The sequence below is a fragment of the Arthrobacter sp. YAF34 genome (assembly GCF_052113245.1).
Taxonomy (GTDB): Bacteria; Actinomycetota; Actinomycetes; order Actinomycetales; family Micrococcaceae; genus Arthrobacter.
In genome coordinates, this window is the sequence record NZ_JBFRCV010000009.1 from 19,287 (window position 1) to 45,494 (window position 26,208).

Sequence of the window (26,208 nt, forward strand, 5' to 3'; positions counted from 1 at the left end):
TTTGATTAAGTTGAAGCGAGTGTGAATCCCTGATGACCTGAATCACCCGTAATCTGTCGGACTACAGCACAGCCATCGCACGATCGGTCGGCGCCACGGGGGCCGGGAGGATGGTGCTGCCCATCAGGAACTTGTCCACCGCGGCGGCACAGGCGCGCCCCTCGGCGATGGCCCAGACGATGAGCGACTGCCCGCGGCCGGCGTCTCCGGCGACGAAGATGCCCTCGGTGTTGGTCATGTAATAGCCGTCCCGGGCCACGTTGCCGCGGCCGTCGAAGTCGGCGCTGACCTGCTCGGTGATGCCGGCCGGCTCGGCGCCCGTGAAGCCGAGGGACAGGAAGACGAGGTCCGCGGGGATGATCCGCTCGGTGCCGGCCTTCGGAAGGCGCTTGCCGTCGACGAATTCCGTCTCCGCGACCTTGACGCCGGTGAGCTTGCCGTTTTCCCCGACGAACTCCACGGTGGAGGCGAGGTAGGTGCGTTCGCCGCCTTCCTCGTGCGCGCTGGCAACCTCGAAGAGGGTGGGGAACGTCGGCCACGGCTGGTGGCCGGCCCGCTCGACGGGCGGCTGTTTGCCGATCGCCAGGGTGGTCACGGATGCCGCCTGGTGCCGGTGTGCAGTACCGAGGCAGTCGGCACCGGTGTCGCCGCCGCCCAGGATCACCACATGCTTGCCCGCGGCGTTGATCTGGTTCTGCACGGTCTCCCCCGCCACCACCCGGTTCGCCGGCACGAGGTAATCCATGGCGAAGTGGATGCCCTCGAGCCCGCGGCCCGGGATGGGCAGGTCACGCGGCACAGTGGCTCCGGTGGCGATCACGACGGCGTCGTACCGGCGCCGCAGCTGTTCCCACGTCACATCGGTACCGACGGCCACCCCGGTGCGGAACCGGGTGCCTTCGGCCTTCATCTGCTCGAGCCGGCGGTCGACCTGCTCTTTTTCCATCTTGAAGTCGGGGATGCCGTAGCGCAGGAGCCCGCCGATCTTGTCGTCGCGCTCGTACACGGCCACGGTGTGGCCCACCCGGGTCAGCTGCTGGGCGACGGCGAGCCCGGCGGGGCCGGAACCGACGACGGCGACCGTCTTGCCGGAGAGGCGTGCGGGCGGCAGCGGGTTGACCCAGCCGTTCTCGAAGGCCTGGTCCACGATCGACACCTCGACCTGCTTGATGGTCACCGCCGGCTGGTTGATGCCCAGCACGCAGGAGGCCTCGCAGGGTGCCGGGCACAGGCGGCCCGTGAACTCGGGGAAGTTGTTGGTGGCGTGCAGCCGCTCCATCGCTTCCTCGCCCTTGTCCCGCCAGACGAGGTCGTTCCATTCCGGGATGAGGTTGCCCAGCGGGCAGCCCTGGTGGCAGAACGGGATGCCGCAATCCATGCAGCGGCCGGCCTGGCTCTTCAGGACACCCTTTTCCTGTGCCTCGTATACCTCTTTCCAGTCCATGATGCGGACGGGAACGGGACGGCGCGGCTGGGTTTCACGCTGACGTACTTTCAAAAATCCGCGTGGATCAGCCACCGGTCACCTCCAGGATTCGAGACCAAACTTCTTCGCCGTCGGGGTCCAGGCCCTCTTCGATGGCGTCAAGACGGGTTTGCAGGACGGCCGCGTAGTCGCGCGGCAGCACCTTGGTTATGCGGGCTGCGGTGTCATCGAAGTTCGCCAGGAGCCGGGCCGCGTGGAGCGACTCGGTTTCCTCGGCGTGCCTGACGAGCAGCCCGTGGACGATGTCGCGGTCCTCGGCGTCGAGCTCGAGCAGCTTCAGCTCGCCGGATTCGAGGGCCTGCTTGTTGACGCGTTCGGTCTGCAGGTCCAGCACATAGGCGGTGCCGCCGGACATCCCGGCGCCGAAGTTCCGGCCGGTGCGTCCGATGATGAGCGTCTGGCCGCCGGTCATGTATTCGCAGCCGTGGTCGCCGATGCCTTCGGCCACCGCGGTGGCGCCGGAGTTGCGGACCAGGAAGCGCTCTCCCACCTGGCCGCGCAGGAACATCTCCCCGCTCGTGGCGCCGTAGCCGATCACGTTGCCGGCAATCACGTTACGCTCGGCCGGGAACACGTTGGTGCGGTCCGGCCGGACGATGATGCGTCCGCCGGAGAGACCCTTGCCGACGTAGTCGTTGGAGTCGCCGAACAGCCGCAGCGTGATGCCGGCCGGCAGGAACGCCCCGAGCGACTGCCCGGCCGTGCCGTTGAGCGTGATGTCGATGGTGTCCGTGGCCAGCACGTCGGTGCTGAAGGTCTTCGTGACCACGTGGCCGAGCATGGTGCCGACGGAGCGGTCGGTGTTGATGACGTTGACCGAGATCTTCACCGGCGTGCGGTCGCTGAGGGCTTCCGCCGCCATGGCGATCAGGCGCTGGTCAAAGTGCTTGTCCAACTCGTGGTTCTGGCCGGTGAGGTTGCGCAGCGGGGCGTCATCGTCGAACTCGAGCCCGTGGAGGATCGGATCCAGGTCCAGCCCTTCGGCCTTCCAGTGACTGATCGCCTCACGGGAGTCCAGCATCTCAGCGTGGCCGATCGCCTCCTCGATGCTGCGGAACCCAAGCTCCGCGAGGATTTCGCGGACCTCCTCGGCGAGGAATTCGAAGAAGTTCACCACAAACTCGGGCTTGCCGGTGAACCTGGAGCGCAGCTCGGGGTTCTGCGTCGCGACGCCCACCGGGCAAGTGTCCAGGTGGCAGACGCGCATCATGATGCAGCCCGAGACCACCAGCGGGGCGGTGGCGAAGCCGAACTCCTCGCCGCCGAGCAGCGCGGCTATCACGACGTCGCGGCCGGTTTTGAGCTGACCGTCCACCTGCACCACCACGCGGTCGCGCAGCCCGTTGAGCATGAGCGTCTGCTGCGTCTCGGCCAGGCCGAGTTCCCACGGGACGCCGGCGTGCTTGAGCGAGTTCAGCGGCGAGGCGCCGGTACCGCCGTCGTGTCCGGAAACCAGGACGACGTCGGCTTTCGCCTTGGTGACGCCGGCCGCGACGGTGCCGATCCCGACCTCGGAGACGAGCTTGACGTGCACGCGGGCCGAGGGATTGGCGCGCTTGGCGTCATAGATCAGCTGCGCGAGGTCTTCGATCGAATAGATGTCGTGGTGCGGGGGCGGTGAAATGAGGCCGACGCCGGGGGTCGAGTGCCGGGTTCGGGCGACCCAGGGGTAGACCTTCTGCGCCATCAACTGGCCGCCCTCGCCCGGCTTGGCACCCTGCGCCATCTTGATCTGGATGTCGTCAGCGTTGGACAGGTACAGGCTCGTGACGCCGAAGCGGCCCGAGGCGATCTGCTTGACCGCGGAACGGCGGGTGGGATCGAGCAGCCGGTCCACGTCCTCGCCGCCTTCACCGGTGTTGGACTTGCCGCCCAGCCGGTTCATGGCGATTGCGAGGGTCTCGTGAGCCTCCTGCGAGATGGAGCCGTAGCTCATGGCGCCGGTGGAGAACCGCTTGACGATGCTGGAGACGGGTTCCACTTCCTCGAGCGGCACCGCGGGCCGCAGCCCGGACTTGAACTTCAGCAGACCGCGCAGGGTCATGAGGTTCTCGGACTGGTCGTCAACTCCGCGGGTGTAGGCCTTGAAGATGTCGTAGCGGCGTTCACGCGTGGCATGCTGCAGCCGGAAGACGGTCTCCGGGTTGAACAGGTGCGGTTCGCCGTCGCGGCGCCACTGGTATTCCCCGCCGCCGAGCAGCGGCTGGTGCGGCAGTTCGATGCCGTTCTCGGGGTAGGCCATGCGGTGGCGGGCCAGGACTTCGGCGGCAATGACATCGAGGCCGACGCCGCCGAGCTGGGAATGCGTGCCGGAGAAGTACTCGTCCACCAGGTCCTGGCCCAGTCCGAGCGCTTCGAAGGTCTGCGCCCCCGTGTAGGAGGCCACGGTGGAGATACCCATCTTGGACATGATCTTCAGGACGCCCTTGCCGAGGCCCTTGATCAGGTTGTAGACGCCGTCCTGCGGGGTGACCCCCACGACGTCACCGGAAGCGATGAGCTGTTCCACCGATTCCATGGCCAGGTACGGGTTGACGGCGGAGGCGCCGTAGCCGATCAGTACGGCGACGTGGTGCGTCTCGCGGACGTCGCCAGCCTCCACCACGAGGGCGGTCTTGGTGCGGTTGGCGCTGCGCAGCAGGTGGTGGTGCACGGCGCTGACAAGCAGCAGGGACGGGATCGGCGCCCACTGGGCGTTCGAGTCACGGTCCGAGAGCACCACGTACTGGACGCCGCGGTTGATGGCCCCGGAGACCTGCTCGCAGATTTCGGTGAGCCGGGCGCGGAGGGCGTTCTCGCCGCCTTCGGGCCGGTACAGTCCGCGGACTTTCATGGCGACCCGGTCGCCGTCGGCGCTCTCGATGTTCGCGATCTTGGCCAGCTGGTCATTGTTGATCACGGGGAACGGCAGCGAGACTTGCGGCTGCCGGACCCGCTTGGTGTCCAGCAGGTTGCCGTTCGGGCCGATAGCGCACGTCAGGGACGTGACGAGCTCTTCGCGGATGGCGTCCAGCGGCGGGTTGGTGACCTGCGCGAAGGACTGGACGAAGTAGTCAAAAAGCAGCCGCGGGCGCTTGGACAGCACGGCCACGGGCGTGTCGGAGCCCATGGCGCCGAGCGGTTCGGCGCCGGTGCGCGCCATCGGGCCGAGCAGGATCCTCAGTTCCTCGGTGGTGTAGCCGAAGGTCCGCTGGCGGATGTTGACCGACGCGGCGGTGTGGACCACGTGCTCGCGTTCGGGGAGGTTTTTGAGGTCGATCAGGTTGTCCTTGAGCCACTCGGCCCACGGGTTCGCCGCGGCGACCTCGGCCTTGACCTCGGCGTCGTCAATGATCCGGCCGGCCTCGGTGTCAACGAGGAACATCTTGCCCGGCGAGACGCGGCCCTTCTTGACCACCTTGGAGGCCTCGACGTCGATCACGCCCACTTCGGAGGCGAAGACGATCAGCCCGTCCTCCGTGATCCAGTACCGGCCCGGGCGAAGCCCGTTCCGGTCCAGCGTGGCACCGACCAGGTTGCCGTCCGTGAAGGACACGGCCGCGGGGCCGTCCCACGGCTCCATAAGCATGGAGTGGTACTCGTAGAAGGCGCGGCGGGCCGGGTCCATGGTGGCGTGGTTTTCCCACGCTTCCGGGATCATCATCATGATCGAGTGGGTGATCGGCCGGCCGGAGAGCCAGAGCAGTTCCGCCACCTCGTCAAAGGAGGCGGAGTCCGAGGCGCCGGGGGTGCAGATGGGGAACAACTCTTCGGGGGAATCCCCCAGCAGCGGGCTGGACAGCTGGGACTGCCGTGCCCGCATCCAGTTGCGGTTGCCCTTGACGGTGTTGATCTCGCCGTTGTGCGCGATGGTGCGGAACGGCTGGGCCAGCGGCCAGGACGGGAACGTGTTGGTGGAGAAGCGCGAGTGGACGATCGCGAGCTTGGTCTTGAAGCGTTTGTCCGACAAGTCCGGGTAGAACGGCTCCAGCTGCGCGGTGGTCAGCATGCCCTTGTAGACGATGGTCCGGGAGGACAGCGACGGGAAGTACACGCCGAATTTGTTCTGCGCGCGCTTGCGGATCCGCCAGGCGCGCGAATCGAGCTCGTTGCGCTCCAGGGTTTCCCCGGTGCTGGAGGCGAAGAACGGCTGGGTGAAGTGCGGCATGCAGGCACGGGCCATGGCCCCGACCAGGTCGGCCACGATCGGCACTTCGCGCCAGCCGAGGACGGTGAGGCCCTCGTCCGCGGCGAGGCCTTCGATGCCGGCCCGGGCGGCGTCGGATTCGCGCTGCTCGGAAGGCAGGAAAGCGGTTCCCACGATGTACTGGCCGGGGGCCGGGAGTTCGAAGTCCGTGACTGCGCGGAAGAACTCGTCCGGCACCTGCATCAGGAGGCCGGCGCCGTCGCCGGTACCTTCGTCGGCGCCCACGGCGCCGCGGTGCTCGAGGTTGCGCAGGGCGGTCAGGGCGGCGTCCACGATATCGTAGCCAGGCTCGCCGCGGAGCGTGGCGATGATGGCCAGGCCGCAGGCGTCCTTCTCGTTATCCGGGTTGTAGAGTCCGGCAGCGGCCGGAATCGCCGCGAAGCGCGCGAAGGGTGACGTGGCGGCCGCGGGCTGGTCCGGATCGGACCAGCTGGGGCTGTGAAGAGTTTGGGTCATTGGAGACGTCCTTCCTCCTGATCGTGCGTATGGGAGGGACAACATTGGCCCCACTCAGTGAGCCGGTGTGACGGGCGCAACAAAGTGTTTTTCTAACTGGAATTGTAGGCCAGCCCGGCCTCCTGTACTAACAGTTACGCAGGTGCTGGCCCGGGCTTGCTTGGACAGCGCCTATCTGCTGTCCGCAACAATCCCTCTTGCCACGACGCTGTGGGGGTCGGGTCCTGCGAGCGGTAGCTCCGCAACCCGAGTTGCCGGTGCCGAGCTACTTGGTGCCCTCGGTCTCCGGAGCGGTTTCTGGTCCGCTTTGGTTCTTCCGGAGATTAGCACGGGATTCACTATCTGAGACAGCAGAGTCCGCATTGCGGATGGTTGCCGCGTCTGCGGGCACGGCAGCCGGGACGGTCACGGCGGAGCGGCGGCCCGCGTCGGCGGGACGGTCGACGTCGGCGGAGCGGTCGACGTCGGCAGTGCCTGCTCTGTCCGCGTTGACGGTGCGGTCCGAGTCGCTGCCGGCGCTGTCAGAGTCGCTGTCGGCATCGGTGCCGGCCGGGATCGCCGCGGCGTCCGCCTGCGCCACGGCCGGTTCGCGGCCCGGAAGGAAGGGGGTGTCGGGCCCGGAGTCCTTGCGCAGTCCGAGCAGGATGAAGGCGATAAGAGCACCTGCGAAGACGAGGATGCTGGTCCAGACATTGAGCCTGGTGGTGATCCCGAAGAGGCTGATCTGTTCGGCGTCGTCGATCCGCATGGCTTCGATCCAGACCCGGCCCAGCGTGTAATACATGGCGTAGAGGCAGAAGAGGCGGCCGCGGCGGAAGCTGAACTTCCGGTCCAGGGCCAGCAGGATCAGGACGCCCGCGAGGTTCCACAGGGACTCGTAGAGGAACGTCGGGTGAAAGAGCGTGTCGGACGGCATCCCGGCCGGGAAATTCGGGCTGTTGGGATCGATCTGCAGGCCCCACGGCAGCGTGGTGGGGCCGCCGAACAGCTCCTGGTTGAAGTAGTTCCCCCAGCGGCCAATTGCCTGGGCCAGCAGCAGCCCGGGCGCCGCCGCGTCCATGAAGGCGCTCAGCTTCACCCCGGCCCGCCGGCAGCCGATCCAGGCGCCCAGGGCGCCCAGCACAACGGCGCCCCAGATGCCCAGGCCGCCGCGCTGGATCTGCGGAATCAGGGAGAGGTCACCGGTGCCATTGAATCCGGGACCGAAGTAGGCATCGGGCGAGGAGAACACGTGGTACAGCCGTCCGCCGATGATGCCGAACGGGATGGCCCAGATGGCAATGTCCCAGACGCTGCCCTCCGGCGCGCCGCGGCGCGCCCACCGGACGGACGTGAGCCAGAGCCCGGCAACGATGCCGGCGAGAATGCACAGTGCGTAAGCGTGGATGCGCAGTGACCCCCACGGCAGCGGGATGTCGAATCCGGACCAGCTAGGGCTCGGAATGCTCGCGGGAATCATCGCCGCCGCGTGGAGGACTGACTGCATTGCTTACGCTTCTTCCTTGGTAAGGCCGGTGCTGAGGTCTTTCGTCAAGGAGGCTACCGCATCGACGCCGCCGTCCCGGATGGCCGCGACGAGGGCGGTGCCGACGATCACGCCGTCGGCGTATTCGGCGATCTCGCGGACCTGGTCCGCGTTGGAGACGCCAAGGCCGACGCAAACCCGCTCGGCGCCCGCGGCGTACGCGGCGGCGACGACATCCTTGGCCGCCGAACTGACCGAGGTCCGGGCGCCGGTGACGCCCATGATGGAGACGGCGTACACGAACCCGCGGCTCGCCTCGACCGTGCGCTTCATGCGTTCCGGGGAGGACGAGGGTGCCACGAGGAACACCCGGTCCAGTCCGTACCGGTCCGAGGCAGCCATCCATTCGGCGGCCTCGTCGGGGATGAGGTCGGGCGTGATCAGCCCGGCTCCCCCGGCGTCGGCCAGGCGGCGGGAGAACTCGTCCACGCCCATGCGGACCACGGGATTCCAGTACGTCATGACGAGGACGGCCGCGTCGGTCTTGCTCGTGATGCCGCGGACGACGTCGAAGACCTCCCGGACATGGAAGCCGTTGGCGAGGGCCTCGGTGGTGGCGGCCTGGATGACCTGGCCGTCCATGACGGGATCGGAGTACGGGATGCCGATTTCGATGAGATCCGCGCCGTTTTCGGCCAGGGCGATGCCGGCGGCAATAGTGGCTTCAACGCTCGGGTAGCCGGCGGGCAGGTAGCCGATCAGGGCCGCCCGGCCTTGGGCGCGGGCCCGGTCGATGGCCGCGGCCGATTTGCTGGCGTGCTGCGCGGCAGGCGTGCTGGCGTCGTGCGCGCCGTCCTGGGTGGTGCTCACAGCTGTTCCCCCTCTTTGGCGATTTCGGCTTCGGGCGAGTCCTTGTCCAGCAGGTCGAACCATTCCGCGGCGGTTGCCACGTCCTTGTCGCCGCGGCCGGAGAGGTTCACCATGACGATCTTCTGTGACGGGTCCGTTGCCTTGCCTGCGTCCGCGGCGAGCCGCTGGCCCACCTTGATGGCGCCGGCGAGGGCGTGAGCGGATTCGATCGCGGGGATGATGCCCTCGGTGCGGCACAGGAGGCGGAAGGCTTCCATGGCTTCGCTGTCCGTGATGGGCTCGTAGCTGACCCGGCCGATGTCGGCGAGGTAGGAGTGCTCGGGGCCGACCCCGGGGTAGTCCAGGCCCGCGGAGATGGAGTGGGACTCGATGGTCTGGCCATCGTCGTCCTGCATGAGGTAGGACCGCGCGCCGTGCAGCACGCCGGGCTTCCCGAGCGTGATGGTGGCTGCGTGGCGTCCGGTCTCGACGCCCTCGCCGCCGGCTTCGAAGCCGTAGATCTTGACCGAGGGGTCATCGAGGAAGCCGTGGAAGATGCCGATCGCGTTCGAGCCGCCGCCGATGCAGGCACATACGGCATCCGGGAGCCGGCCCGTCTGGTCCAGGATCTGGGCGCGGGCTTCCTCGCCGATCACCTCGTGGAAGTAGCGGACCATGGCCGGGAACGGGTGCGCGCCAGCGGCGGTGCCCAGCAGGTAGTGGGTGTTGCCCACGTTCGCGACCCAGTCACGCAGAGCCTCGTTGATGGCGTCCTTGAGCGTCTGGGAACCGCTGGTCACCGGGATGACCGTGGCGCCGAGGAGTTCCATCCGGGCCACATTGAGGGATTGCCGGCGGCAGTCCTCGGCGCCCATGTACACCACGCATTCCAGGCCGAGCAGGGCTGCGGCCGTCGCGCTGGCAACACCGTGCTGGCCTGCGCCGGTCTCCGCGATGACCCGGGTTTTGCCCATCCGCTTGGCGAGCAGCGCCTGGCCCAGGACGTTGTTGATCTTGTGCGAGCCGGTGTGGTTAAGGTCCTCGCGCTTGAGGAAGATCCGCACGCCGCCGGCGTGTTCGGCGAAACGCTTGGCCTCGGTCAGCAGGGAGGGCCGGCCCGAGTAGTTCTTGTTCAGGTCGGCGATCTGGGCAGTGAACTCGGGATCGGCCTTGGCCTTCTCGAACGTGTCCTCGAGCTCGTCCAGGGCCGCGATGAGAGACTCCGGCATCCAACGGCCGCCATAGTTCCCGAAGTAGGGTCCCGGGGCGTGCCGCAGGGACGGTTCGCCCTGCGTGAGGTGTTCCTGGGGCCGGTCGCCCTGCAGGAACGCGTCCACGGCACTTTCGTCAGAGCCGGCTGCTGGCGCATTGACCATCAGTCTCACCATCCTGTTCCACTGCTAGCTTTGCGGATCTGCAGACGAGATCCGCTCATTGGCCGGGCAACTGCGGGCCCGGTACCGCTCGCGGCCCGGGCGGAACGCCAGGACCGGCCGCCTTCAGGCTCGGGCGGCGATTGCCTTGGCGCCGACGGTCATGAACTCGGCGATCCGCTCGCGCGGCGTCGCATCGCTGACCAGTGCCTCGCCGACCAGGACCGCGTTGGCCCCGTGGGAGGCGAAGTGCCTGACGTCCTCGATGTCGCGCACCCCGGACTCGGCGACCACGAGGGCCCCTGCCGGTATTCCGCCGGCCAGTTCCGCGAAAACGGAACGGTCGACGTCGAGCGTCTTGAGGTTGCGGACATTGACGCCGATGATCCGGGCGTCGGCGGCCACGGCGCGCTCGATTTCCTCGGCCGTGTGGGTCTCCACCAGCACGTTCATGCCCAGCTCGCGGCTGAGGGCCGTGTACTCGCGCAGCTGGGCGTCGGAGAGCGAGGCCACGATCAGCAGGATCAGGTCGGCGCCGTGGGCCCGGGCTTCCCAGATCTGGTACTCGTCGATCATGAAGTCCTTGCGCAGCAGCGGGATGTCCACGGCGGCCCGGACGGCGTCGAGATCGGCCAGCGATCCGCCAAAACGGCGCTCCTCGGTCAGGACGCTGATGACGGCAGCCCCGCCGTCGGCGTACTGCGCGGCGAGGGACGCGGGATCGGCGATGTCCGCGAGCCGGCCCTTGGAGGGGCTCCGACGTTTGACCTCGGCAATCACCCTGAGCTGGTCCCTCGGGTCCGAGTTCCCGCCGAGGGCCGCCCAGGCGTCACGGGCCGGCGCCGCAGCGGCGGCACGCTCTTTCACTTCCGCGAGTGTGACCAGACGCTGGCGCGCCTGCATATCCTCCCTGACACCGGCATTGATGTCGTCGAGAACGCTCACGCTCAGTGGCCGGAGTTCTTCAGCTTGCTGCCACCGACGCCGTAGCCGGCCTTGCGCATGGCCCAGCCGGCGAGCAGACCGATCACCATGACCGCTGCGCCCGCAATGAAGACGGGCGTGTTGGCGATGACGAAGGCGATGGACGCAATGAGGGCGCCGATCAGCATCACGATCACACAGGTCCACGCCGCCGGGCTGTTGCCGTGACCCGGAGCTTCGCTGTGGTCGACGTCGTCGAAGACGCCCTTCGGCGCAGCGGACGTGGATGCGGGAACAGTGGCTTTGCTCATTGAAATCTCCTCAGGATGAATACTGCTTACATTCTGCCATTTTTTGGCACTCTTTTTGGCCGCGTTACCGGGCCGCCGGGCTGCGGGACTGGCCGCAGCAGCGGCTTAGGTGGGGTCGTCACCGCGGGACAACCGGTCCCAGCTGTCAATCTCGTCCGTGGGCGCTACCGTCTCACCAGTTTCCCCGGCGGCCGGCGCGGCGGCTGCCGCGTCATATTTGGTGCGGCTCTTCCAGTAGCGGCCGGCCGGCACGATCGCGAGGGCACAGATTCCCAGCAGGGAGCCCGCGACGACGGCAAGGACGGGGAAGACTGTGAGGTCCACCTGGACGCTGCTGCCGCTAATCCCCGTAGCGGCCGCGATCGATCCCTGCGCTGCGGACAGCGGGTCCGCCAGCACGACGGCTGCTGCGGCGACGATGCCGGCGGCGGCCAGCAGGATGATCGCCGTGATGACCCAGCGTGCGACGCGCCCGGCGATGGAGGCCGCGAGGCCCCCGGCGAGGGCGACGAGGGCCAGGGCCGTCACGGTGGTGGCGGCTTTGCTGCCCTGGACCTGCAGGCCGTTCTGGCTGGCCACGGCCGCGCCCAGCTGCGCCGGATCGAGGTGCACGGTGAGCCACGTCTGGGTGGTCGTCCCGAACACTGCCAGCGCAAGGGCGGCTATCACCAGGACAAGGGTGGACTTGCGGGCCCAGCCGGGCACGGCCCGAGTGGTGGTCTTGACGGTAGCTTCCGGCGTCCCCATCAGGAGTCCGCCCCGGCGTTGGGCACCGACGCGGAGTCCGTAACCGACCCGGCGTCGGGCAGCGAATCTGCGGTGATGGAATCTGCGGTGATGTTGTGCAGCGAGCTCGCGGTGTGGACGGCGCGGAGCGGGGCTGCGGCCTTGTTGACCGTTTCCAGCGCCTCGGTGGGGTTGACCGAATCGGCCACTATGCCGCCACCGGCCTGGACGTAGGCGCGTCCTTCCCGGAGCAGAGCCGAACGGATTGCGATCGCCATGTCCATGTCCCCGGCGAAGTCCAGGTACCCGACCACTCCGCCGTAGATGCCGCGCCGGTGCGGTTCAAGTTCGTCCAGCAGGCGCAGGGCCCGCGGCTTCGGCGCGCCGGAGAGCGTGCCGGCCGGGAACGTGGCCTTCAGGACGTCGTAGGCTTTGGCCGCCGGGGCGAGCTTGCCGACCACCGTGGACACCAGGTGCATGATGTGGCTGAAGCGTTCGACTTCCATGAATTGCGTGACGTCGACTGATCCGGCGACGCAGACCTTGGAGAGGTCGTTGCGGGACAGATCGACCAGCATCAGGTGCTCGGCGCGTTCCTTCTCGTCCGCCAGCAGTTCCTCGGCCAGGGCCTTGTCCGCCTCGACGGTCTTGCCGCGCGGCCGTGAGCCGGCGATGGGGTGGGTGATGACCTCGTCGCCGGTCACGGTGACGAGGGCTTCGGGCGAGGAACCGACGATCGTGTACTCGCGGCCGGCGGCGTCCTCGAAGCTGAAGAGGTACATGTAGGGGCTCGGGTTGGTGTTCCGCAGGACCCGATAGACGTCGAGGGGGTCGGCGCCGCATTCCATTTCGAAGCGGCGGGAGATGACCACCTGGAAGACCTCGCCGTCCACGATCGCCTCTTTGCCGCGGTCCAGGGCGGCCAGGTAGTCGGACTCGTCCCAGCGTTCCTGCACGCTCGATGCGAAGTCCAGGGCCGCGGGTTCCAGCACGGAGACCGGCTGCTCCACGGGCCGGCTGATTTTTTCCAGCAGGGCCTTGACGCGGGCGACGGCGTCATGCCACGCGTCGTCGACGCGTTCGGCGCTGTTGTCGAAGTTGATGGCGTTGGCGATCAACAGGACTGTGCCGTCCATGTTGTCGTGGACCGCCATGTCCGTGACGAGGTTGAGGGCCATTTCCGGCAGCTCGAGGTCGTCCTCCGGCGGGCTCGTCAGCTTTTCCCAGTGCCGGACGGTTTCCCAGCCCAGGAATCCGACCAGGCCGGAGGTGAACGGCGGAAGGCCGTCGAAGCGGTCCGTGCGGAGCGCCGCGACGGTATCCCGGATTGCGTCCACGGGGTTGCCGTCCAGCGGCACACCGACCGGGGGCTGGCCCAGCCAGTGCGCGTTGCCGTCCTTGGTGGTCAGCGTGGCCCGGGAGCGGGAGCCGATGAAGGAGTAGCGGGACCAGGCTCCCCCGACCGCCGCCGATTCCATCAGGAACGTCCCGGGCTGGCCGTGGGCGAGCTTGCGATAGAGCCCGATCGGGGTTTCGGCGTCCGCCAGCACCTTCAGCCGGACAGGGATGACGCGGCTGTGCCCCGCGAGTTCACGGAACTCTTCGAGGCCGGGGCTGATGATTCCAAGGTCCTGCATGGCTGTGCTTTCTGCCTGTTCTGTCTGGGGCCTGCGGCGGATCCGTCATGCGATCCTACCGGCGGTCCGGTTCGTGAAGCTGTGGGAGTGCCGGGCGCGTGGCCGGCTTTCCATTGCCTGGCTCGCTCAGCCTCCGTGGCCGACGACGGCGTCGAGCTCGCGCCCGTCGAAGCAAGTCCGGGTTCCGGTGTGGCAGGCGGCGCCTACCTGGTCGACCCGGACCAGGAGGACATCGCCGTCGCAGTCCATCGCGAGGGACTTGACCCACTGGACGTGGCCGGACGTGTCTCCCTTGCGCCAGTACTCCTGGCGGGACCGCGAATAGAACGTCACCCGGCCGCTCGTCATGGTGCGGTGCAGGGCCTCGTCGTCCATCCAACCCAGCATCAGGACCTCATGGGTATCGAACTGCTGGACAATCGCGGCCACCAGGCCCGCGCTGTCCCGCTTGAGGGCCTCCGCCAGACCGGCCGGAAGCGGGCTGCCGCTGACGGGGCTGCCGCTGACGGGGCTGCCGCTGGCGGGGACAGCACTGGCGGGGACGGCGCTGGTGGCGGGGCTGGGGACGGGTGCGGGCTGCTCAGACATCAGATCAAGTCTAGTGCCTCCGGGCAGGCGTCCGGCCTGCGGTTCCGCCACCCCGCTTAACAGTGGCGCGTTCGCCGCGGCGCGCATTCGCCACGGCTTCCGGGTTCGACCGCCGGATGTAGACGCCAGGCACGGTTGCGGCGGCGATTCCTGTGCCCACGAGCGGCCGTCTCGTGCTAGTTTCACAAGTGATGCATTTCGTCGAACCGTCCCGAGAAGTCCTGGCCGAAACCCTGCTGGCGGCCGGTCCTGATGCTGCCACGCTCTGCGCGGGTTGGCTCACCCGCGATCTTGCCGCGCACCTCTACCTGCGCGAGCGAAAAGTCGCCGTCGGGCTGGGCCTGCTGATCAAGCGCCTCTCCAAGGCCTCGGACCAGGCGACGGCGGAGCTGGCCGCCACCCTGAATACTCCCGAGGACTACTCCAAGCTGGTCAACACCTTCCGTGCCGGTCCCCCGGCGCTGTCCCCGTTGCGAATCAAGGCCCTGGACGAGAGCTCCAACCTGATCGAATACTTTGTGCACACCGAAGACGTCCGCCGTGCCGTGGACCGCTGGGCCCCGCGGGCCCTGGACCAGGCCTACTCGGAGGCTCTGTGGGACGAACTCGTGAAGCGCGCGGCCATCCTGTACCGCGGCGTGGACCTGGGCATCGTGCTGGTGAGCCCGTCCGGTCCGCGGCATGTGGCCAAGCGCGCCCCCGTGTCGGTGGCGATCGTCGGCGAGCCCGGCGAACTCCTCATGCACGCCCACGGCCGCACCCGCCACGCCCTCGTGACCTTCGAGGGCCAGCCGGACGCCGTCGCGCTCCTGCAGTCCGCCGAGGTCGGGCTCTAAGCTGCCACTCCCCCAAACACAGCAACGCGGGGTCACTTATCGCCCATAATCCCCTCCGGGATGGGCGCTAAGTGACCCCGCGTTGGTTTAAGCGGGGGGGGGCGGGTGGTGGGCCCACGCCCGCCGAGTTCCCTGTCCGAGCCTGCGAGGATAGGGGGCGGGTGGGGACTAGCGGACCTCGAAGCCTGCCTGCCGGATCGCAGCTTTGACCTGGGCGATCATGTCGAGGGGTCCGAAGTGGAAGACCGAGGCCGCCAGGACGGCGTCGGCGCCCGCTGCCACCGCCGGCGGGAAGTGCTCCGGCTTGCCCGCGCCGCCGGAGGCGATGAGCGGGACCTTGACCGCGGCCCGGGCCAGGCGGATGAGCTCGACGTCGAAGCCGTCCTTGGTGCCGTCGGCGTCGATCGAGTTGAGCAGGATCTCCCCCACCCCGCGGTCCGCCGCCTCCCTGGCCCACGCGATGGCGTCGATCCCGGTCCCCTGGCGTCCGCCGTGGGTGGTGACTTCGAAGCCGGAGGCGGTGGGCTGCGATCCCGGGCGGGTGCGCCGGGCGTCGAGGGAAAGCACCAGGACCTGGGAACCGAAGTGCCGGGTGATCTCGTCGATGACGTCCGGCCGGGCGACGGCCGCGGTGTTGATGGCCGCCTTGTCCGCGCCGCAGCGCAGGAGTTTGTCCACCTCGGCCACCCCACGGACGCCGCCTCCGACCGTCAGGGGGATGAAGACTTCCTCGGCGGTGCGGCGGACGACGTCGAACGTGGTTTCGCGGTTGCCGGAGGAGGCGGTGACATCGAGGAAGGTCAGTTCATCGGCGCCGCTGTTGTCGTAGCGGTGCGCCAGTTCCACCGGGTCCCCGGCGTCGCGAAGGCCTTCAAAGTTGATGCCCTTGACCACGCGGCCGGCATCGACGTCGAGGCACGGGATGACGCGCACGGCTACAGTCATGACTTCTCCTGGTCTGCTGGAGGGTGTTGCTGGAGGGACTCGGCGGCTGCCGCGCCTAGATGCGGCAGGCGTGGATGCTGCTGACCAGGATGGCACGGGCGCCGAGGTCGTAGAGCTCGTCCATGATCCGGTTGGTTTCCCGCTTGGGCACCATCGAGCGGACGGCCACCCAATCCGAATCGCGCAGCGGCGAGACGGTGGGCGATTCCAGGCCCGGGGTGAGTCCGGCGGCCTGCTCCACGAGCTCCTTGCGGATGTCGTAGTCCATCATCACGTACTGCCGGGCCACCAGGACGCCCTGAAGCCGGCGGATCAGCACCTCAGTTGCCGGGTTCTGCTCGCCCTTGCGGCCGATCAGCACCGACTCGGAGTTCAGGATCGGCTCGCCGAAGATTTCCATGCCGGCGGCTTTGAGCGTGGTGCCGGTCTCGACGACGTCGGCTATCGCATCCGCGACGCCGAGGCGCACGGAGGATTCCACGGCGCCGTCGAGGCGGACCACCTTGGCTTTGATGCCGCGCTGGGCCAGGTAGCCACGCAGCAGCCCGTCATAGCTCGTGGCGAGGCGCTTGCCCTCGAGCTGGTCGATGGTGGTGAAATCGCCCACCGGGCCGGCGAAGCGGAAGGTAGAAGCGGCGAAGCCGAGCGGCAGCAATTCCTCGGCCTCGACCTCGGCGTCCAGCAGCAGGTCGCGGCCCGTGATGCCGACGTCGAGCGTTCCCTGGCCGACGTAGACGGCGATGTCGCGGGGGCGCAGGAAGAAGAACTCAATATCGTTGTCCGGGTCCACCATGACCAGCTCGCGGGCGTCGCGGCGCTGACGGTAGCCGGCCTCGGCGAGCATGGCCGAGGCGGCTTCGGACAGGGATCCCTTGTTCGGGACGGCAACTCTAAGCATGGGAAAAGTCTCTCTTGGGTTTGGAAGGATCTGTGGGGGCACATCGGCCACGCGGTGCACGGGATCCGCCGGATGAGTCCGGGCGTCCGGGTGCGTGCGCGGCTAGAGATGCTTGTAGACGTCTTCCAGGGTGAGTCCTTTGGCGAGCATCAGAACCTGCAGGTGGTACAACAGCTGCGAAATTTCCTCAGCGGCAGCTTCGTCGGATTCATACTCGGCAGCCATCCAGACCTCGGCTGCTTCCTCCACGACCTTTTTACCAATGCCGTGGACTCCGGAATCCAGTTCGGCGACGGTGCGGGAGCCTTCCGGGCGGACGGCTGCCTTTTCACTCAGTTCTGCGAACAGCGACTCGAAATTCTTCACGCCCCCAAGCCTACTTGCTTCCGGCGCGGGTTCGCCTGCCGGGCCGTTGCGTGACGGGCGGGATGTGAGGCATTGCACAGCAGGTCACAAACACCCGGGCAGCCGGCGGGGTGCCGGCTGCCCGGTGCTAGCCGGTGCGCCGGCTCAGCCGAACTGCTTGAGGGTCACTGCCGTGGCCAGTGCGGCGGTGACGGCCTCGTGTCCCTTGTCCTCGGTGGAACCCGGCAGGCCTGCCCGGTCGATCCCCTGCTGTTCGGTATCGCAGGTCAACACGCCGAAGCCCACCGGGACACCGGTGCGGACGCTGACCTCGGTCAGGCCCACGGTGGCCGCCTCGCAGACATATTCGAAGTGCGGGGTACCACCCCGAATGACGACGCCCAGCGCCACGACGGCGTCGAAGTGCGGCGCCAGCCGGGCCGCCGCAACGGGGAGCTCAAACGTGCCAGGCACCCGGAGGACCGTCGGTTCACTGATGCCGGCGTCCTTCGCGGCGCGCAGGGCGCCGTCGAGGAGACCGTCCATGATCTGGGTATGCCAGCTCGCTGCCACAATGGCCAGTTTGAGCTGGGACGTTTCTTCCGGCTTGAAGGTGCTGAGGTCAATCTGGGGGGCGCCGTGGCCGCTCATGAAGTCTTCCTTGCTGTTGAGGCTGATGATTGGTCCGCCGGCCCTCTGCCCTGCCGGGCAGCCGGCATGACGCGGGAAAGGGGGGTGGCGGGTGAATCGGGGGCGTCGGGGCCCGGCGGGCTCCGGTCAGTCCTGGTCGTGCTCGAAGCCGGCCAGGCCTGCGGCGGGCGCGGGTTCCACGTCCAGGACCAGCAGGTGGTCCATCCGGTCCTTTTTCGTCTGCAGGTAGCGGATGTTCTGCTCCCTGGAGGGAACCTCGGTGGGGACCATCTCCACGACCTTGACGCCTGCCTGGGCGAGCCGGTCCTGCTTGTCCGGGTTATTGCTCAGGAGCCGGACCTCGTGCAGTCCCATCTCCGCGAGGATCTGGGCCGCGGCCTTGTAGCAGCGCGCGTCGACGGGCAGCCCGAGCTGCTCGTTGGCCTCGACGGTGTCGAACCCAGCTTCCTGGAGGGCGTAGGCCTTGATCTTGTTCGCCAGGCCTATTCCGCGGCCCTCCTGGCCGCGCAGGTAGAGCAACGTGCCGCCCAGTTCATTAATCAGCTCGAGCGCATAGGCCAACTGCTCGCCGCAGTCGCAGCGATAGGAGCCGAACACATCCCCGGTGAGGCACTCCGAGTGGAGGCGGACCAACGGGGCCTGGCCGTCAGTGGGGGCCATCGGCGAACTGACTGCCAGGTGCTCCGCACCGGTGGCCAGATCAGTCCATGCCTGCGCCACGAAGTGGCCAAACGCGGTGGGCAGCTGGACGATGGGGCCTGCGCTGACCGGATGCGGCTTGCGCGCCCCGGCCATTTCTTCTCGGGTCTCCGAAGTCGTCACTCTTCCTCCTCCATCAGACGGAATCCGGCGTGTGGCTGCCGTGCTGTTTCGTTTCAAGGTACTCCACCAGATCCGCAATCGAAATCAGGGGGCAGCCATGCTCCAGGCCGAAGCTGCGCAGTCCGTCCAGCCGCATCATTTCTCCGTTGTCCTCCACAAGCTCTGCAATCACTCCCACGGGCTCCAGCCCGGCCAGCCGGCACAGGTCCACGGCCGCCTCCGTGTGGCCGGGACGTTCCCGTACTCCCCCCTTAACGGCGCGGAGCGGAAAAACATGCCCGGGACGGGTCAGCGAACTCGGCTGGCTTTGCGGATCGGCCAGCGTGCGGGCCGTCAGGGCGCGGTCCGTGGCGGAAATTCCGGTGCTGACGCCCACCGCGGCGTCGCAGGACACCGTGTAGGCGGTGCCCTTGGAATCTTCGTTGATGGCTACCATCGGCGGCAGCGCGAGGGCGTCGGCCCGGCCGGCGTCGAGCGGCACGCAGATCACGCCGGAGCTGTAGCGGACCGTCCAGCCCATGAGCGCCGGCGTCGCGTGCTGGGCGGCGAAAATGATGTCGCCTTCGTTCTCGCGGTCTTCGTTATCCACCACCAGGACGGGACGTCCGGCCGCCATGGCACGGATGGCATCCTCGATCGGATCGAGGGCTGCCCGGCCGGAGCCCGGAACAAGGGTGGCACGAAGGTCCCCGGCCAGGTCCTGGCCGGGCTGGTCTTTGACGCGGCTCATTTCCCGCTCCCGTCGCTGGGTGCGGCTTCCGCGGCGGGAACCGACGATGCCCTGTGAGCTGCTGGCGACGATCCGCCGGCAAAGGCCAGCAGACGCTCGGTGTATTTCGCCAGCACGTCGACCTCGAGGTTTACCCGGCCGCCGAGCGGTTTGCCGCCCAGGCCGGTCTCAGCCAGTGTGGTGGGGATCAACCCGACCTCAAACCAGGGGGCGGGATCATGGGCCGGGCTGACGGCGCTCACGGTGAGGGAGACGCCGTCGACGGCGATGGATCCCTTTTCGGCGATGTACCGTGCCAGTCCGGCCGGCACACCGAACCGGAGCCGGTCCCAGTTGCCGAGTCCCTCGCGTTCCAGGAGCTGGCCGACGCCGTCGACATGTCCCTGGACAACGTGGCCGTCCAGCCGTCCCCCGGCGGGCACGCAGCGTTCCAGGTTCACTGGATCGCCCGCAGCGAGTTCCCCGATGGTGCTGCGCACAAGGGTCTCGCCCATGACGTCGACGCTGAAGTCCTTGCCGTCGATCTGGGTGGCCGTGAGGCAGACGCCGTTGACGGCGATGGAACCGCCCAGGGCGAGGCCGTCCGTGGTGCCGGGCGCGTGCAGCCGAACGGTGGCACTGACGTCGCCGTTACGCTCAATGGACAGCACCTTCCCTTGCTCGGCAATAATTCCAGTAAACATCAGTTGCCTCCTGCGGCGGTGTCCGCGCCGGTGCGGTGCGGGGTGGTATCGGATGAAGGAGAGGTGGCGGCGGGGCCGGCCGGGCGAAGGTGAAGCCGGAGGTCGCGGCCGAGGATCTGGACGGCACCTCCGGATGCCGGATCCCATTCCCACTGTTGGGCGTCGGCCAGCGTGGTGATGCCGAGGTCCTCGAGGGCCGCGGTGCCGGAGCCAAGGAGCGTCGGCGCGAGGTAGACAATGAGTTCATCGACAAGGCCGGCCGCCAGGAACGCGCCCAGAATCCTGGAACCGCCTTCCACCATGACGTGCCGGACGCCGCTTTCGAACAGCTGGTCCAGTGCCTCACGCGGATCGCGCGTGGCGAGGTGCACGACGTTGCCGTCGCTACCGTGGATGGCCGCGCCGTCGGGAATGCCCCGGTATCCCATGACGGCGCGCAACGGTTGTTTGCCGGCCGCTTCGCCGTCGGAGTTCCGGGCGGTGAGGCGGGGGTTGTCGATGAGCACCGTCTGGGTGCCGACGAGGATCGCGTCAATCCGGCCCCGGAGGGCGTGATTGTCGGCCAAGGACTCCGGGCTGGAAATCCACTGGCTGGTGCCGTCGCTGGCCGCGATGCGGCTGTCCAGGGTCTGCGCGATGTGCAGGGTGACGAAGGGCCGTTTGGCGGCGACGGCGTCGAACCAGCGGCGGTTCAACTCCAGCGCGGCCTCGGCCGCCAGCCCGGACCGGACCCGGACGCCCGCGGCGCGGAGCGTCCCGGCTCCCCCGGCGGCCGGATCGTGGGGGTCGTCGACGGCGTAGATGACGTCGGTGATGCCCGCTTCGATGATCGCCTGGGCGCAGGGCCCGGTGCGTCCGCAGTGGTTGCAGGGTTCCAAGGTCACCACGATCGCAGCGCCGCTGAGGTCCAGGCCGGCCGCCTTCGCCTGGGCGATGGCGTCGGCTTCGGCATGGGGCGTCCCGGCTCCGCGGTGGTAACCGCTCACGAGGGGCGTTCCGTCGGTGCCGATCACCACGGCGCCCACGAGGGGGTTGGCGCCCCGCGGGCCTTGCGCCGCGGCCGCGAGGGCAGCCTGCATCGCGGCACGCTCGGCGGCGCTGAACGGAACTTGGGCGTCGGGCCCGGCGGCATCCGGCGCACCGAATGCGGACGCCGCGGCGAGATGACCGCTGCTCATGCCCGGACCGCCAGATCAGAGCGGGCAACGTCAGAGTCCGCTACCTCCGATTCAGACCCGGCCGCAGGCTGGCCGGCGGGCACGGCCGCAGCGCGCGGCACCTTGGCAGCGCGCCACCAGACGAAGAACCCGGCCAGGGTGAAGAAGCCGTAGAACAGGTACATGACGGCACTGGCGTAGTACCCGGCGCTGAAGAGCAGCGGGACGCCCACGATGTCCACTGCGACCCAGATGAGCCAGAATTCCGTCCAGCCGCGTGCCATCCCGTAGGTGGCGAGCAGGGAGCCCACGAACGTCCAGGCGTCGGCCCAGACGGGCGGATAGGACCCGAGCGAATCGAAGAGCGGGGTGAGCGCAACGGTGCCTGCCACCAGTGAGGCCGCCAGGATCAGCCGGGTCGTGTTACCGGCCCAGCGCGGCGCGATGGCTGCACCGGCGTCGTCCGCGTGTGCGCCCTGCCGCCAGCGATACCAGCCGTAGAAGGCGACGCCGATGAACATGATCTGGCGTCCGGCCTGGCCCCACAGGGTGGCCGGCGCGGCCGAACCAAAGACGTTGCCGAGGAAGACGGTCAGGAGCAGGAGGTTGCCGGCGATGCCGACCGGCCAGGCCCAGACCCGGCGGCGCATGCCGCCCAGGGCGCTGGCCAGGCCAAAGATGTTGCCAAGCACTTCGCGAAGAATCAGGACAGATCCGCCAACCGGGATCTGTGCTTCGAAGAGCCATCGCAGAAAGTTCATGTGTGTGTCGTTCCTTCCCTCAAGAACCGCGATGGCTCCGGGGGTTTACGACAGCACAATCATGCGACGCCTTGAGGGCGCCGCAGTAACAGCTGTACGTGCTTCTCTCATCCAGACTTTAACTGTCGGTACCGGAATTTCACCGATTCAACCGTTTGCCGGCGTCCTTCCGGGGAAGGGCACTGGCGCGCGGGTCGCGGACTGTCACCGCCGGTTCGGACTTACACCGACCCCGGAGCACGTATGTGTGTTGTTATTCTGACACAACCGGGGCCGGACTCCGCCTATTCCCGGCTCCGCACATTACGGTCCGGGTCATGTTTGCGCGCCGTTCACTGACGGTAGCTCTCTGACGACAGTTCCCTGACCGGAGCCCGGCTGGCTCAGCGGCTTCCGGCTGCCCGGAGCCGTTCGATCGCGTCGGCAGGGTCTTCCGCGCCGTAGACGGCCGATCCTGCCACGAACACGTCCGCTCCGGCTTCGGCGGCCCGGAAGATGGTGTCCTCGGTGATGCCGCCATCGACCTGCAGCGCCACCTTGAGGCCCGAGCCGTCGATTGCCGCCCGGGCCCGCCGGATTTTGGGCAGCGTCAGGTCCAGGAATTCCTGGCCCCCGAAGCCCGGCTCCACGGTCATGATCAGCAGCACGTCCAGTTCGCCCAGCATGTCCAGGAACGGTTCGACGCCGGTCCCGGGCCGGAGCGCGAGCCCCGCCTTGGCCCCGCGGGCCCGCAGTTCCCGCGCCAGTTTGATCGGGGCGATCGATGCCTCGGCGTGGAACGTCACGGAGGCCACGCCCGCGTCGGCATAGGCCGGAGCCCAGCGGTCGGCGTGTTCGATCATCAGGTGCGCGTCCAGCGGCACGGGGCTGATTTCCTGCAGGCGCTGCACCACGGGCAGGCCCAGCGAAAGGTTGGGCACGAAGTGGTTGTCCATCACATCGACGTGCACGGCATCCGCGTTGCTGATCCGGGCCAGCTCCGCCTCAAGGTTGGCGAAGTCGGCGGAAAGGATGCTCGGGTTGATGCAGCACTTGGTCATGCGGGATTCCTTCTCGTTTTGATGAAGTCTCGTTCTGATGAAAGTCGTGGGCCACAAGGCGCCTTGCAGGACGCGTCCTGCAAGGCGGCTCCTGGCTAGTATCGCTGGGCGTTCAGGCTTTCTTGTGGATGAGGGCCAGGAACATGGCATCCGTGTGGTGCACATGCGGCCACAGCTGGGCGGTGAGCTCGTGGCCGGCCCCGAGGTGGCCGGTGAGGCTGACGCTGTCCAGCGCCGCGCCGGCGTCGAGCAGTTCCAAGTCCTCGCGCTTGCGCAGGACATCACTCACGACGGCGGTCGTCTCCGCCGGGTGCGGGGAACAGGTCACGTAAGCCACCACGCCACCGGGCTTGACGGCATCGAGGGCGGAGTTCAGGAGCTGCCGCTGCAGCGGACCCAGATCCACGAGGTCCTTGGGCGTGCGCCGCCAACGCGATTCCGGCCGGCGGCGCAAAGCCCCGAGCCCGGTGCACGGGACGTCGACGAGGACCCGATCGAAGGACTCGGGCTGCTCGGCCCCGAGGTCGCGGCCGTCTCCGGTCCTGACCTCCCAGGTGTCCCGAGGAACGGCGGCGAGGGCTTGGCGGACCAGCTTGGCACGGTGCGCGGCGGATTCGTTGGCCAGCAGGTGGGCGCCCCGCTGCAGGGCGAGGGCACCGAGCAGAGCGGCCTTGCCTCCGGGCCCGGCGCACAGGTCCAGCCAGCGCTCCCCCGCATTGTTACGTCCCGGCCCCTGTTCCCCGCCGCCGTCGACGTCGTGATCTTCTGGATCCTTTGCGACTGGCTGCCCGCCGGGCTGCCCGCTGCCGGCGTCGAGGTCGACGGCGGCCATGGCGCGGGCAACGAGCTGCGAGCCCACGTCCTGGACCCGGGTGCTGCCGTCACGGACCGAGGCGAGCCGGCCAAGGTCACCACCACTGGACAGCGCCGATCCCTCGACGAGTTCGCCCGGGGTGGCCCCGCCTTCCAGAGCCTCATCCAGGCTGCCGATCCCGGGCAGCGCCACGAGGTTCACCACGGGCGCGGCGTTGTCGGCTTCGAGGAGATCATCGATCTCGGCAGCCGGCCGGCCGTGGGCCACCAGCGATTGGCGAAGTGCGCGGACGATCCACTCCGGGTGGGCGAAGCGGATGGACGCGACCGTGGTGGCATCGGTTTCGGAGCTGAGCAGCAGTTCGAGCCACTCATCGAGGGTGTGGGCTGAGACCTTGCGCAGCACGGCGTTGATCAGCGCCGACGGGCCGGCACCGATCACCGCGCGGGCCAGCCCTACTGTCTGGTCCAAGGCCGCATGGGCGGGCACCCGCATGGCGAGCAGCTGGTGCGCGCCGATCCGGAGGGCATCCAGGATCGCGGGGTCCAGCTGATCCAGCGGCCGGTCGACACAGCGCGCCAAGATGGCGTCGTACGTTCCCTGGCCGCGGAGGGCGCCGTAGCTGAGTTCGGTCGCGAAACCGGCGTCGCGCTTATCCAGCCCGTGGTGCCGGATCCGGGCCGGCAACACCAGGTTCGCGTAAGCGTCCTCGGCTGCCACGGCGCGGAGCACTTCAAAGGCCACGAGCCGGGCCGGATCGGCCCGCCGGGTCCGCTGGGAGGGCGCGTTCTCGGTGAAGCCGCGCTGCGGTCCGCGGTTGCGCTCCCGGCCCTGGGCGTCACGCCGGGCGCCGCCGCGGGCACCCTGGCCAGCGCTCTGGCCGCCTGACCGGGAGCCGGACTGGCCGCCACCCTGGCCACCGCTTTGGCCGCCATTCTGTCCGCGGGGCTGGTGGCCCCTGCCGCGGCCGCTGCCGCTTGTCCCGGACTCACTCATTCGAATACCACGCTTTCAAGTGTTGCCTGTCCGCGCGCCCAATCGGCGGCGGCCATCATTTTCTTGCCCGCAGGCTGGATCCGGGTCAATTCCACCGGGTGGGAGCCCGTGCCCACCAGAACGCGTTTGCCGTCCAGGGCCAGCTGCCCGGGCTTCAGTGCAGCCGACTCCGGGGCGGGGCGCACCGGCTCCAGCTTGATCCGTTGGCCGTCCAGCATGGTCCAGGCGCCGGGCTCGGGCGTGACGCCGCGGGCCCTGCGTCCGATCGCCAGTGCGGGCTGCCGCCAGTCCAGCCGGCCGTCCTCGAGGCTGAGCTTGGGTGCGAGGCTCACGTCTCCCTGTTGCGGCAGCGCGACGGCCTTGCCCGCATCGATGGCGGAGAGCGTCTGGGCCAGCAGGATCGAACCGCTGTGGGACAACCGTTCCAGCAGCGCCCCGGCGGTGTCGCCGTCGTGCACGGTCTCGGTGAGTGTTCCAAAGACGGGGCCTGTGTCCAGCCCTTCCTCAAGCCGGAAGGTGACGGCACCGGTGACGTCGTCGCCGGCGATCACCGCGCGCTGCACGGGAGCGGCGCCGCGCCAGGCCGGCAGCAGGGAGAAGTGCAGGTTCACCCAGCCGTGGCGGGGAACATCCAGGGCCGCACGGGGAATCAGTCCGCCATATGCAACGATCGCCGCAACGTCCGGCGCAGCGCCGGCGATGCGGGCAGTGACCTCGGCATCCACCTTGGCGGCGTGGATGATCTCGATGCCAAGCTCTGCGGCCCGGGCCGCCACGGGCGACGGCGTCAGCACCCGTTTGCGGCCCAGAGGCGCGTCCGGGCGGGTCAGGACGGCGACGACGTCGAACCCAGCGTCAATCAAGGCGTCCAGTGACGGCACGGCAACGGCCGGGGTTCCTGCGAAAAGTACCCTCACGGGGTGGATCCGAAGCTGGACCCGCCGAAGCTCGATCCCACAGTCTTCGCGCGCTTCGACGTTGTTTGCTCGGTGATGGCGTCGTAGTTGGCATTGCGGATGGCGCGCAGGGCCGCCTTGCGGTCATCGCCCTCCAGCCGGTCCGTGTAGAGGACGCCGTCCAAGTGGTCGGTCTCATGCTGGAAGCAGCGCGCCAGCATGCCCTCGCCCTCGACAGTGACGGGGTCTCCGTGGAGATCCACCCCGGTCACACGGGTCTGGCGATGCCGGCGGACGGGGAAGCCGAGGCCCGGGATCGACAGGCAGCCCTCGACCTGGTCCGGCTGGAAGTCCTCGCTGTTTTCCAGGACGGGGTTGATGATGTGGCCCTCCACGCCGCCGATCCGGTAGGTGAAGACGCGCAGGCTCACACCGACTTGGGGGGCGGCCAGGCCTGCACCCTCGACATCCTCCATGGTTTCGGTCATATCGGCGACGAGCTTTGCCAGTTCAGGCCCGAATTCCGTCACGGGATCCGCGACTGTGCGCAACACAGGATCGCCGATGATGCGGATATTCAAAATGGCCATGTGCAATCTGTCCTCACGATGGGCGGCTAGGGATCCAGTCCAG

24 protein-coding genes and 1 riboswitch are annotated in these 26,208 nt (G+C 68.3%); of the genes, 1 reads left to right on the top strand and 23 read right to left on the bottom strand.

What is annotated here, in order from left to right:
• Positions 1-61 precede the first annotated feature (61 nt).
• The 10 genes from AB4Y72_RS12240 to hisI all read right to left on the bottom strand — a co-directional run bounded on the left by AB4Y72_RS12240 (position 62) and on the right by hisI (position 14,001).
• Positions 62-1,519 (bottom strand): glutamate synthase subunit beta, encoded by a 1,458-nt coding sequence (locus AB4Y72_RS12240; RefSeq protein WP_441426436.1) that lies wholly within the window; start codon positions 1,517-1,519, stop codon positions 62-64.
• Positions 1,512-6,128: a glutamate synthase large subunit gene (gene gltB / locus AB4Y72_RS12245; RefSeq protein WP_441426437.1), complete on the bottom strand. Its 4,617-nt coding sequence runs from the start codon at positions 6,126-6,128 to the stop codon at positions 1,512-1,514. The genes AB4Y72_RS12240 and gltB overlap by 8 nt, the downstream gene beginning before the upstream one ends.
• Before the next feature lie 265 nt (positions 6,129-6,393).
• Positions 6,394-7,614, bottom strand: coding sequence for a prolipoprotein diacylglyceryl transferase (gene lgt / locus AB4Y72_RS12250; protein ID WP_441426438.1), 1,221 nt, complete (start codon positions 7,612-7,614; stop codon positions 6,394-6,396).
• 3 nt (positions 7,615-7,617) lie between these two features.
• Positions 7,618-8,463 (bottom strand): tryptophan synthase subunit alpha, encoded by an 846-nt coding sequence (trpA, locus tag AB4Y72_RS12255; protein ID WP_441426439.1) that lies wholly within the window; start codon positions 8,461-8,463, stop codon positions 7,618-7,620.
• Positions 8,460-9,818 (bottom strand): tryptophan synthase subunit beta, encoded by a 1,359-nt coding sequence (gene trpB / locus AB4Y72_RS12260; RefSeq protein WP_441426440.1) that lies wholly within the window; start codon positions 9,816-9,818, stop codon positions 8,460-8,462. The genes trpA and trpB overlap by 4 nt, the downstream gene beginning before the upstream one ends.
• 123 nt (positions 9,819-9,941) lie before the next feature.
• Entirely contained in the window at positions 9,942-10,760 is an 819-nt protein-coding gene (gene trpC, locus AB4Y72_RS12265) for an indole-3-glycerol phosphate synthase TrpC (protein WP_441426441.1), read from the bottom strand.
• Between the two features lie 2 nt (positions 10,761-10,762).
• Positions 10,763-11,050, bottom strand: coding sequence for an HGxxPAAW family protein (locus AB4Y72_RS12270; RefSeq protein ID WP_441426442.1), 288 nt, complete (start codon positions 11,048-11,050; stop codon positions 10,763-10,765).
• Between the two features lie 105 nt (positions 11,051-11,155).
• The gene (locus tag AB4Y72_RS12275; protein ID WP_441426443.1) at positions 11,156-11,797 is read right to left on the bottom strand and encodes a Trp biosynthesis-associated membrane protein; all 642 of its coding nucleotides are present in this window, start codon (positions 11,795-11,797) and stop codon (positions 11,156-11,158) included.
• A complete protein-coding gene (locus tag AB4Y72_RS12280) occupies positions 11,797-13,413 on the bottom strand; it encodes an anthranilate synthase component I (protein WP_441426444.1) in 1,617 nt (538 codons plus the stop codon). Before AB4Y72_RS12280 ends, AB4Y72_RS12275 begins: the two co-directional genes overlap by 1 nt.
• Before the next feature lie 126 nt (positions 13,414-13,539).
• Positions 13,540-14,001 carry a phosphoribosyl-AMP cyclohydrolase gene (hisI, locus tag AB4Y72_RS12285; RefSeq protein WP_441426445.1) on the bottom strand — a complete coding sequence of 154 codons (462 nt, stop codon included), beginning with the start codon at positions 13,999-14,001 and terminating at the stop codon, positions 13,540-13,542.
• 191 nt (positions 14,002-14,192) lie between these two features.
• Here hisI and AB4Y72_RS12290 point away from each other — a divergent pair, with 191 nt between their 5' ends.
• Positions 14,193-14,837, top strand: a complete 645-nt coding sequence (locus tag AB4Y72_RS12290; RefSeq protein WP_441426446.1) for a TIGR03085 family metal-binding protein — start codon at positions 14,193-14,195, stop codon at positions 14,835-14,837.
• A gap of 168 nt (positions 14,838-15,005) precedes the next feature.
• On the opposite strand, the gene hisF is transcribed toward AB4Y72_RS12290, so the two are convergent.
• From hisF to def, 13 genes are all read right to left on the bottom strand, one after another.
• Complete coding sequence (hisF, locus tag AB4Y72_RS12295; RefSeq protein WP_223985926.1) at positions 15,006-15,782, bottom strand: imidazole glycerol phosphate synthase subunit HisF; 777 nt, start codon at positions 15,780-15,782, stop codon at positions 15,006-15,008.
• A 55-nt stretch (positions 15,783-15,837) separates the two neighbouring features.
• The gene (gene hisG / locus AB4Y72_RS12300) at positions 15,838-16,680 is read right to left on the bottom strand and encodes an ATP phosphoribosyltransferase (RefSeq protein ID WP_441426447.1); all 843 of its coding nucleotides are present in this window, start codon (positions 16,678-16,680) and stop codon (positions 15,838-15,840) included.
• 102 nt (positions 16,681-16,782) lie between these two features.
• A complete protein-coding gene (locus AB4Y72_RS12305) occupies positions 16,783-17,046 on the bottom strand; it encodes a phosphoribosyl-ATP diphosphatase (RefSeq protein WP_018772463.1) in 264 nt (87 codons plus the stop codon).
• A 144-nt stretch (positions 17,047-17,190) separates the two neighbouring features.
• Entirely contained in the window at positions 17,191-17,676 is a 486-nt protein-coding gene (gene ribH, locus AB4Y72_RS12310) for a 6,7-dimethyl-8-ribityllumazine synthase (RefSeq protein WP_441426448.1), read from the bottom strand.
• A 126-nt stretch (positions 17,677-17,802) separates the two neighbouring features.
• On the bottom strand, positions 17,803-18,471 hold the full coding sequence (gene ribA, locus AB4Y72_RS12315; RefSeq protein ID WP_441426590.1) for a GTP cyclohydrolase II: 669 nt from the start codon (positions 18,469-18,471) through the stop codon (positions 17,803-17,805).
• 40 nt (positions 18,472-18,511) lie between these two features.
• Positions 18,512-19,228: a 3,4-dihydroxy-2-butanone-4-phosphate synthase gene (ribB, locus tag AB4Y72_RS12320; RefSeq protein ID WP_441426449.1), complete on the bottom strand. Its 717-nt coding sequence runs from the start codon at positions 19,226-19,228 to the stop codon at positions 18,512-18,514.
• A complete protein-coding gene (locus AB4Y72_RS12325) occupies positions 19,225-19,911 on the bottom strand; it encodes a riboflavin synthase (protein ID WP_441426450.1) in 687 nt (228 codons plus the stop codon). Before AB4Y72_RS12325 ends, ribB begins: the two co-directional genes overlap by 4 nt.
• Positions 19,911-20,990: a bifunctional diaminohydroxyphosphoribosylaminopyrimidine deaminase/5-amino-6-(5-phosphoribosylamino)uracil reductase RibD gene (gene ribD / locus AB4Y72_RS12330; protein ID WP_441426591.1), complete on the bottom strand. Its 1,080-nt coding sequence runs from the start codon at positions 20,988-20,990 to the stop codon at positions 19,911-19,913. Before ribD ends, AB4Y72_RS12325 begins: the two co-directional genes overlap by 1 nt.
• Before the next feature lie 95 nt (positions 20,991-21,085).
• On the bottom strand, positions 21,086-21,829 hold the full coding sequence (gene pnuC, locus AB4Y72_RS12335; RefSeq protein WP_441426451.1) for a nicotinamide riboside transporter PnuC: 744 nt from the start codon (positions 21,827-21,829) through the stop codon (positions 21,086-21,088).
• 94 nt (positions 21,830-21,923) lie between these two features.
• Positions 21,924-22,074: riboswitch (FMN riboswitch) on the bottom strand.
• Between the two features lie 138 nt (positions 22,075-22,212).
• Positions 22,213-22,869, bottom strand: a complete 657-nt coding sequence (gene rpe / locus AB4Y72_RS12340; protein WP_441426452.1) for a ribulose-phosphate 3-epimerase — start codon at positions 22,867-22,869, stop codon at positions 22,213-22,215.
• 112 nt (positions 22,870-22,981) lie between these two features.
• Positions 22,982-24,679, bottom strand: coding sequence for an RsmB/NOP family class I SAM-dependent RNA methyltransferase (locus tag AB4Y72_RS12345; RefSeq protein ID WP_441426453.1), 1,698 nt, complete (start codon positions 24,677-24,679; stop codon positions 22,982-22,984).
• Complete coding sequence (fmt, locus tag AB4Y72_RS12350) at positions 24,676-25,596, bottom strand: methionyl-tRNA formyltransferase (RefSeq protein ID WP_441426454.1); 921 nt, start codon at positions 25,594-25,596, stop codon at positions 24,676-24,678. The genes AB4Y72_RS12345 and fmt overlap by 4 nt, the downstream gene beginning before the upstream one ends.
• On the bottom strand, positions 25,593-26,165 hold the full coding sequence (gene def, locus AB4Y72_RS12355) for a peptide deformylase (protein ID WP_441426455.1): 573 nt from the start codon (positions 26,163-26,165) through the stop codon (positions 25,593-25,595). The genes fmt and def overlap by 4 nt, the downstream gene beginning before the upstream one ends.
• Positions 26,166-26,208 lie beyond the last annotated feature (43 nt).

Excerpts from the sequence above, each read along its gene's own strand:
- AB4Y72_RS12290 (WP_441426446.1), top strand. The coding sequence starts at position 14,193 with ATGCATTTCGTCGAACCGTCCCGAGAAGTCCTGGCCGAAACCCTGCTG.
- hisI (WP_441426445.1), bottom strand. The coding sequence starts at position 14,001 with ATGTCTGAGCAGCCCGCACCCGTCCCCAGCCCCGCCACCAGCGCCGTC.
- ribD (WP_441426591.1), bottom strand. The coding sequence starts at position 20,990 with ATGCAGGCTGCCCTCGCGGCCGCGGCGCAAGGCCCGCGGGGCGCCAAC.
- AB4Y72_RS12270 (WP_441426442.1), bottom strand. The coding sequence starts at position 11,050 with ATGAGCAAAGCCACTGTTCCCGCATCCACGTCCGCTGCGCCGAAGGGC.
- AB4Y72_RS12325 (WP_441426450.1), bottom strand. The coding sequence starts at position 19,911 with ATGTTTACTGGAATTATTGCCGAGCAAGGGAAGGTGCTGTCCATTGAG.
- pnuC (WP_441426451.1), bottom strand. The coding sequence starts at position 21,829 with ATGAACTTTCTGCGATGGCTCTTCGAAGCACAGATCCCGGTTGGCGGA.
- ribA (WP_441426590.1), bottom strand. The coding sequence starts at position 18,471 with ATGGCCGGGGCGCGCAAGCCGCATCCGGTCAGCGCAGGCCCCATCGTC.
- def (WP_441426455.1), bottom strand. The coding sequence starts at position 26,165 with ATGGCCATTTTGAATATCCGCATCATCGGCGATCCTGTGTTGCGCACA.
- AB4Y72_RS12275 (WP_441426443.1), bottom strand. The coding sequence starts at position 11,797 with ATGGGGACGCCGGAAGCTACCGTCAAGACCACCACTCGGGCCGTGCCC.
- lgt (WP_441426438.1), bottom strand. The coding sequence starts at position 7,614 with ATGCAGTCAGTCCTCCACGCGGCGGCGATGATTCCCGCGAGCATTCCG.
- hisG (WP_441426447.1), bottom strand. The coding sequence starts at position 16,680 with ATGCTTAGAGTTGCCGTCCCGAACAAGGGATCCCTGTCCGAAGCCGCC.
- rpe (WP_441426452.1), bottom strand. The coding sequence starts at position 22,869 with ATGACCAAGTGCTGCATCAACCCGAGCATCCTTTCCGCCGACTTCGCC.
- hisF (WP_223985926.1), bottom strand. The coding sequence starts at position 15,782 with ATGACTGTAGCCGTGCGCGTCATCCCGTGCCTCGACGTCGATGCCGGC.
- AB4Y72_RS12280 (WP_441426444.1), bottom strand. The coding sequence starts at position 13,413 with ATGCAGGACCTTGGAATCATCAGCCCCGGCCTCGAAGAGTTCCGTGAA.
- ribH (WP_441426448.1), bottom strand. The coding sequence starts at position 17,676 with ATGAGCGGCCACGGCGCCCCCCAGATTGACCTCAGCACCTTCAAGCCG.
- ribB (WP_441426449.1), bottom strand. The coding sequence starts at position 19,228 with ATGAGCCGCGTCAAAGACCAGCCCGGCCAGGACCTGGCCGGGGACCTT.
- AB4Y72_RS12345 (WP_441426453.1), bottom strand. The coding sequence starts at position 24,679 with ATGAGTGAGTCCGGGACAAGCGGCAGCGGCCGCGGCAGGGGCCACCAG.
- gltB (WP_441426437.1), bottom strand. The coding sequence starts at position 6,128 with ATGACCCAAACTCTTCACAGCCCCAGCTGGTCCGATCCGGACCAGCCC.
- trpB (WP_441426440.1), bottom strand. The coding sequence starts at position 9,818 with ATGGTCAATGCGCCAGCAGCCGGCTCTGACGAAAGTGCCGTGGACGCG.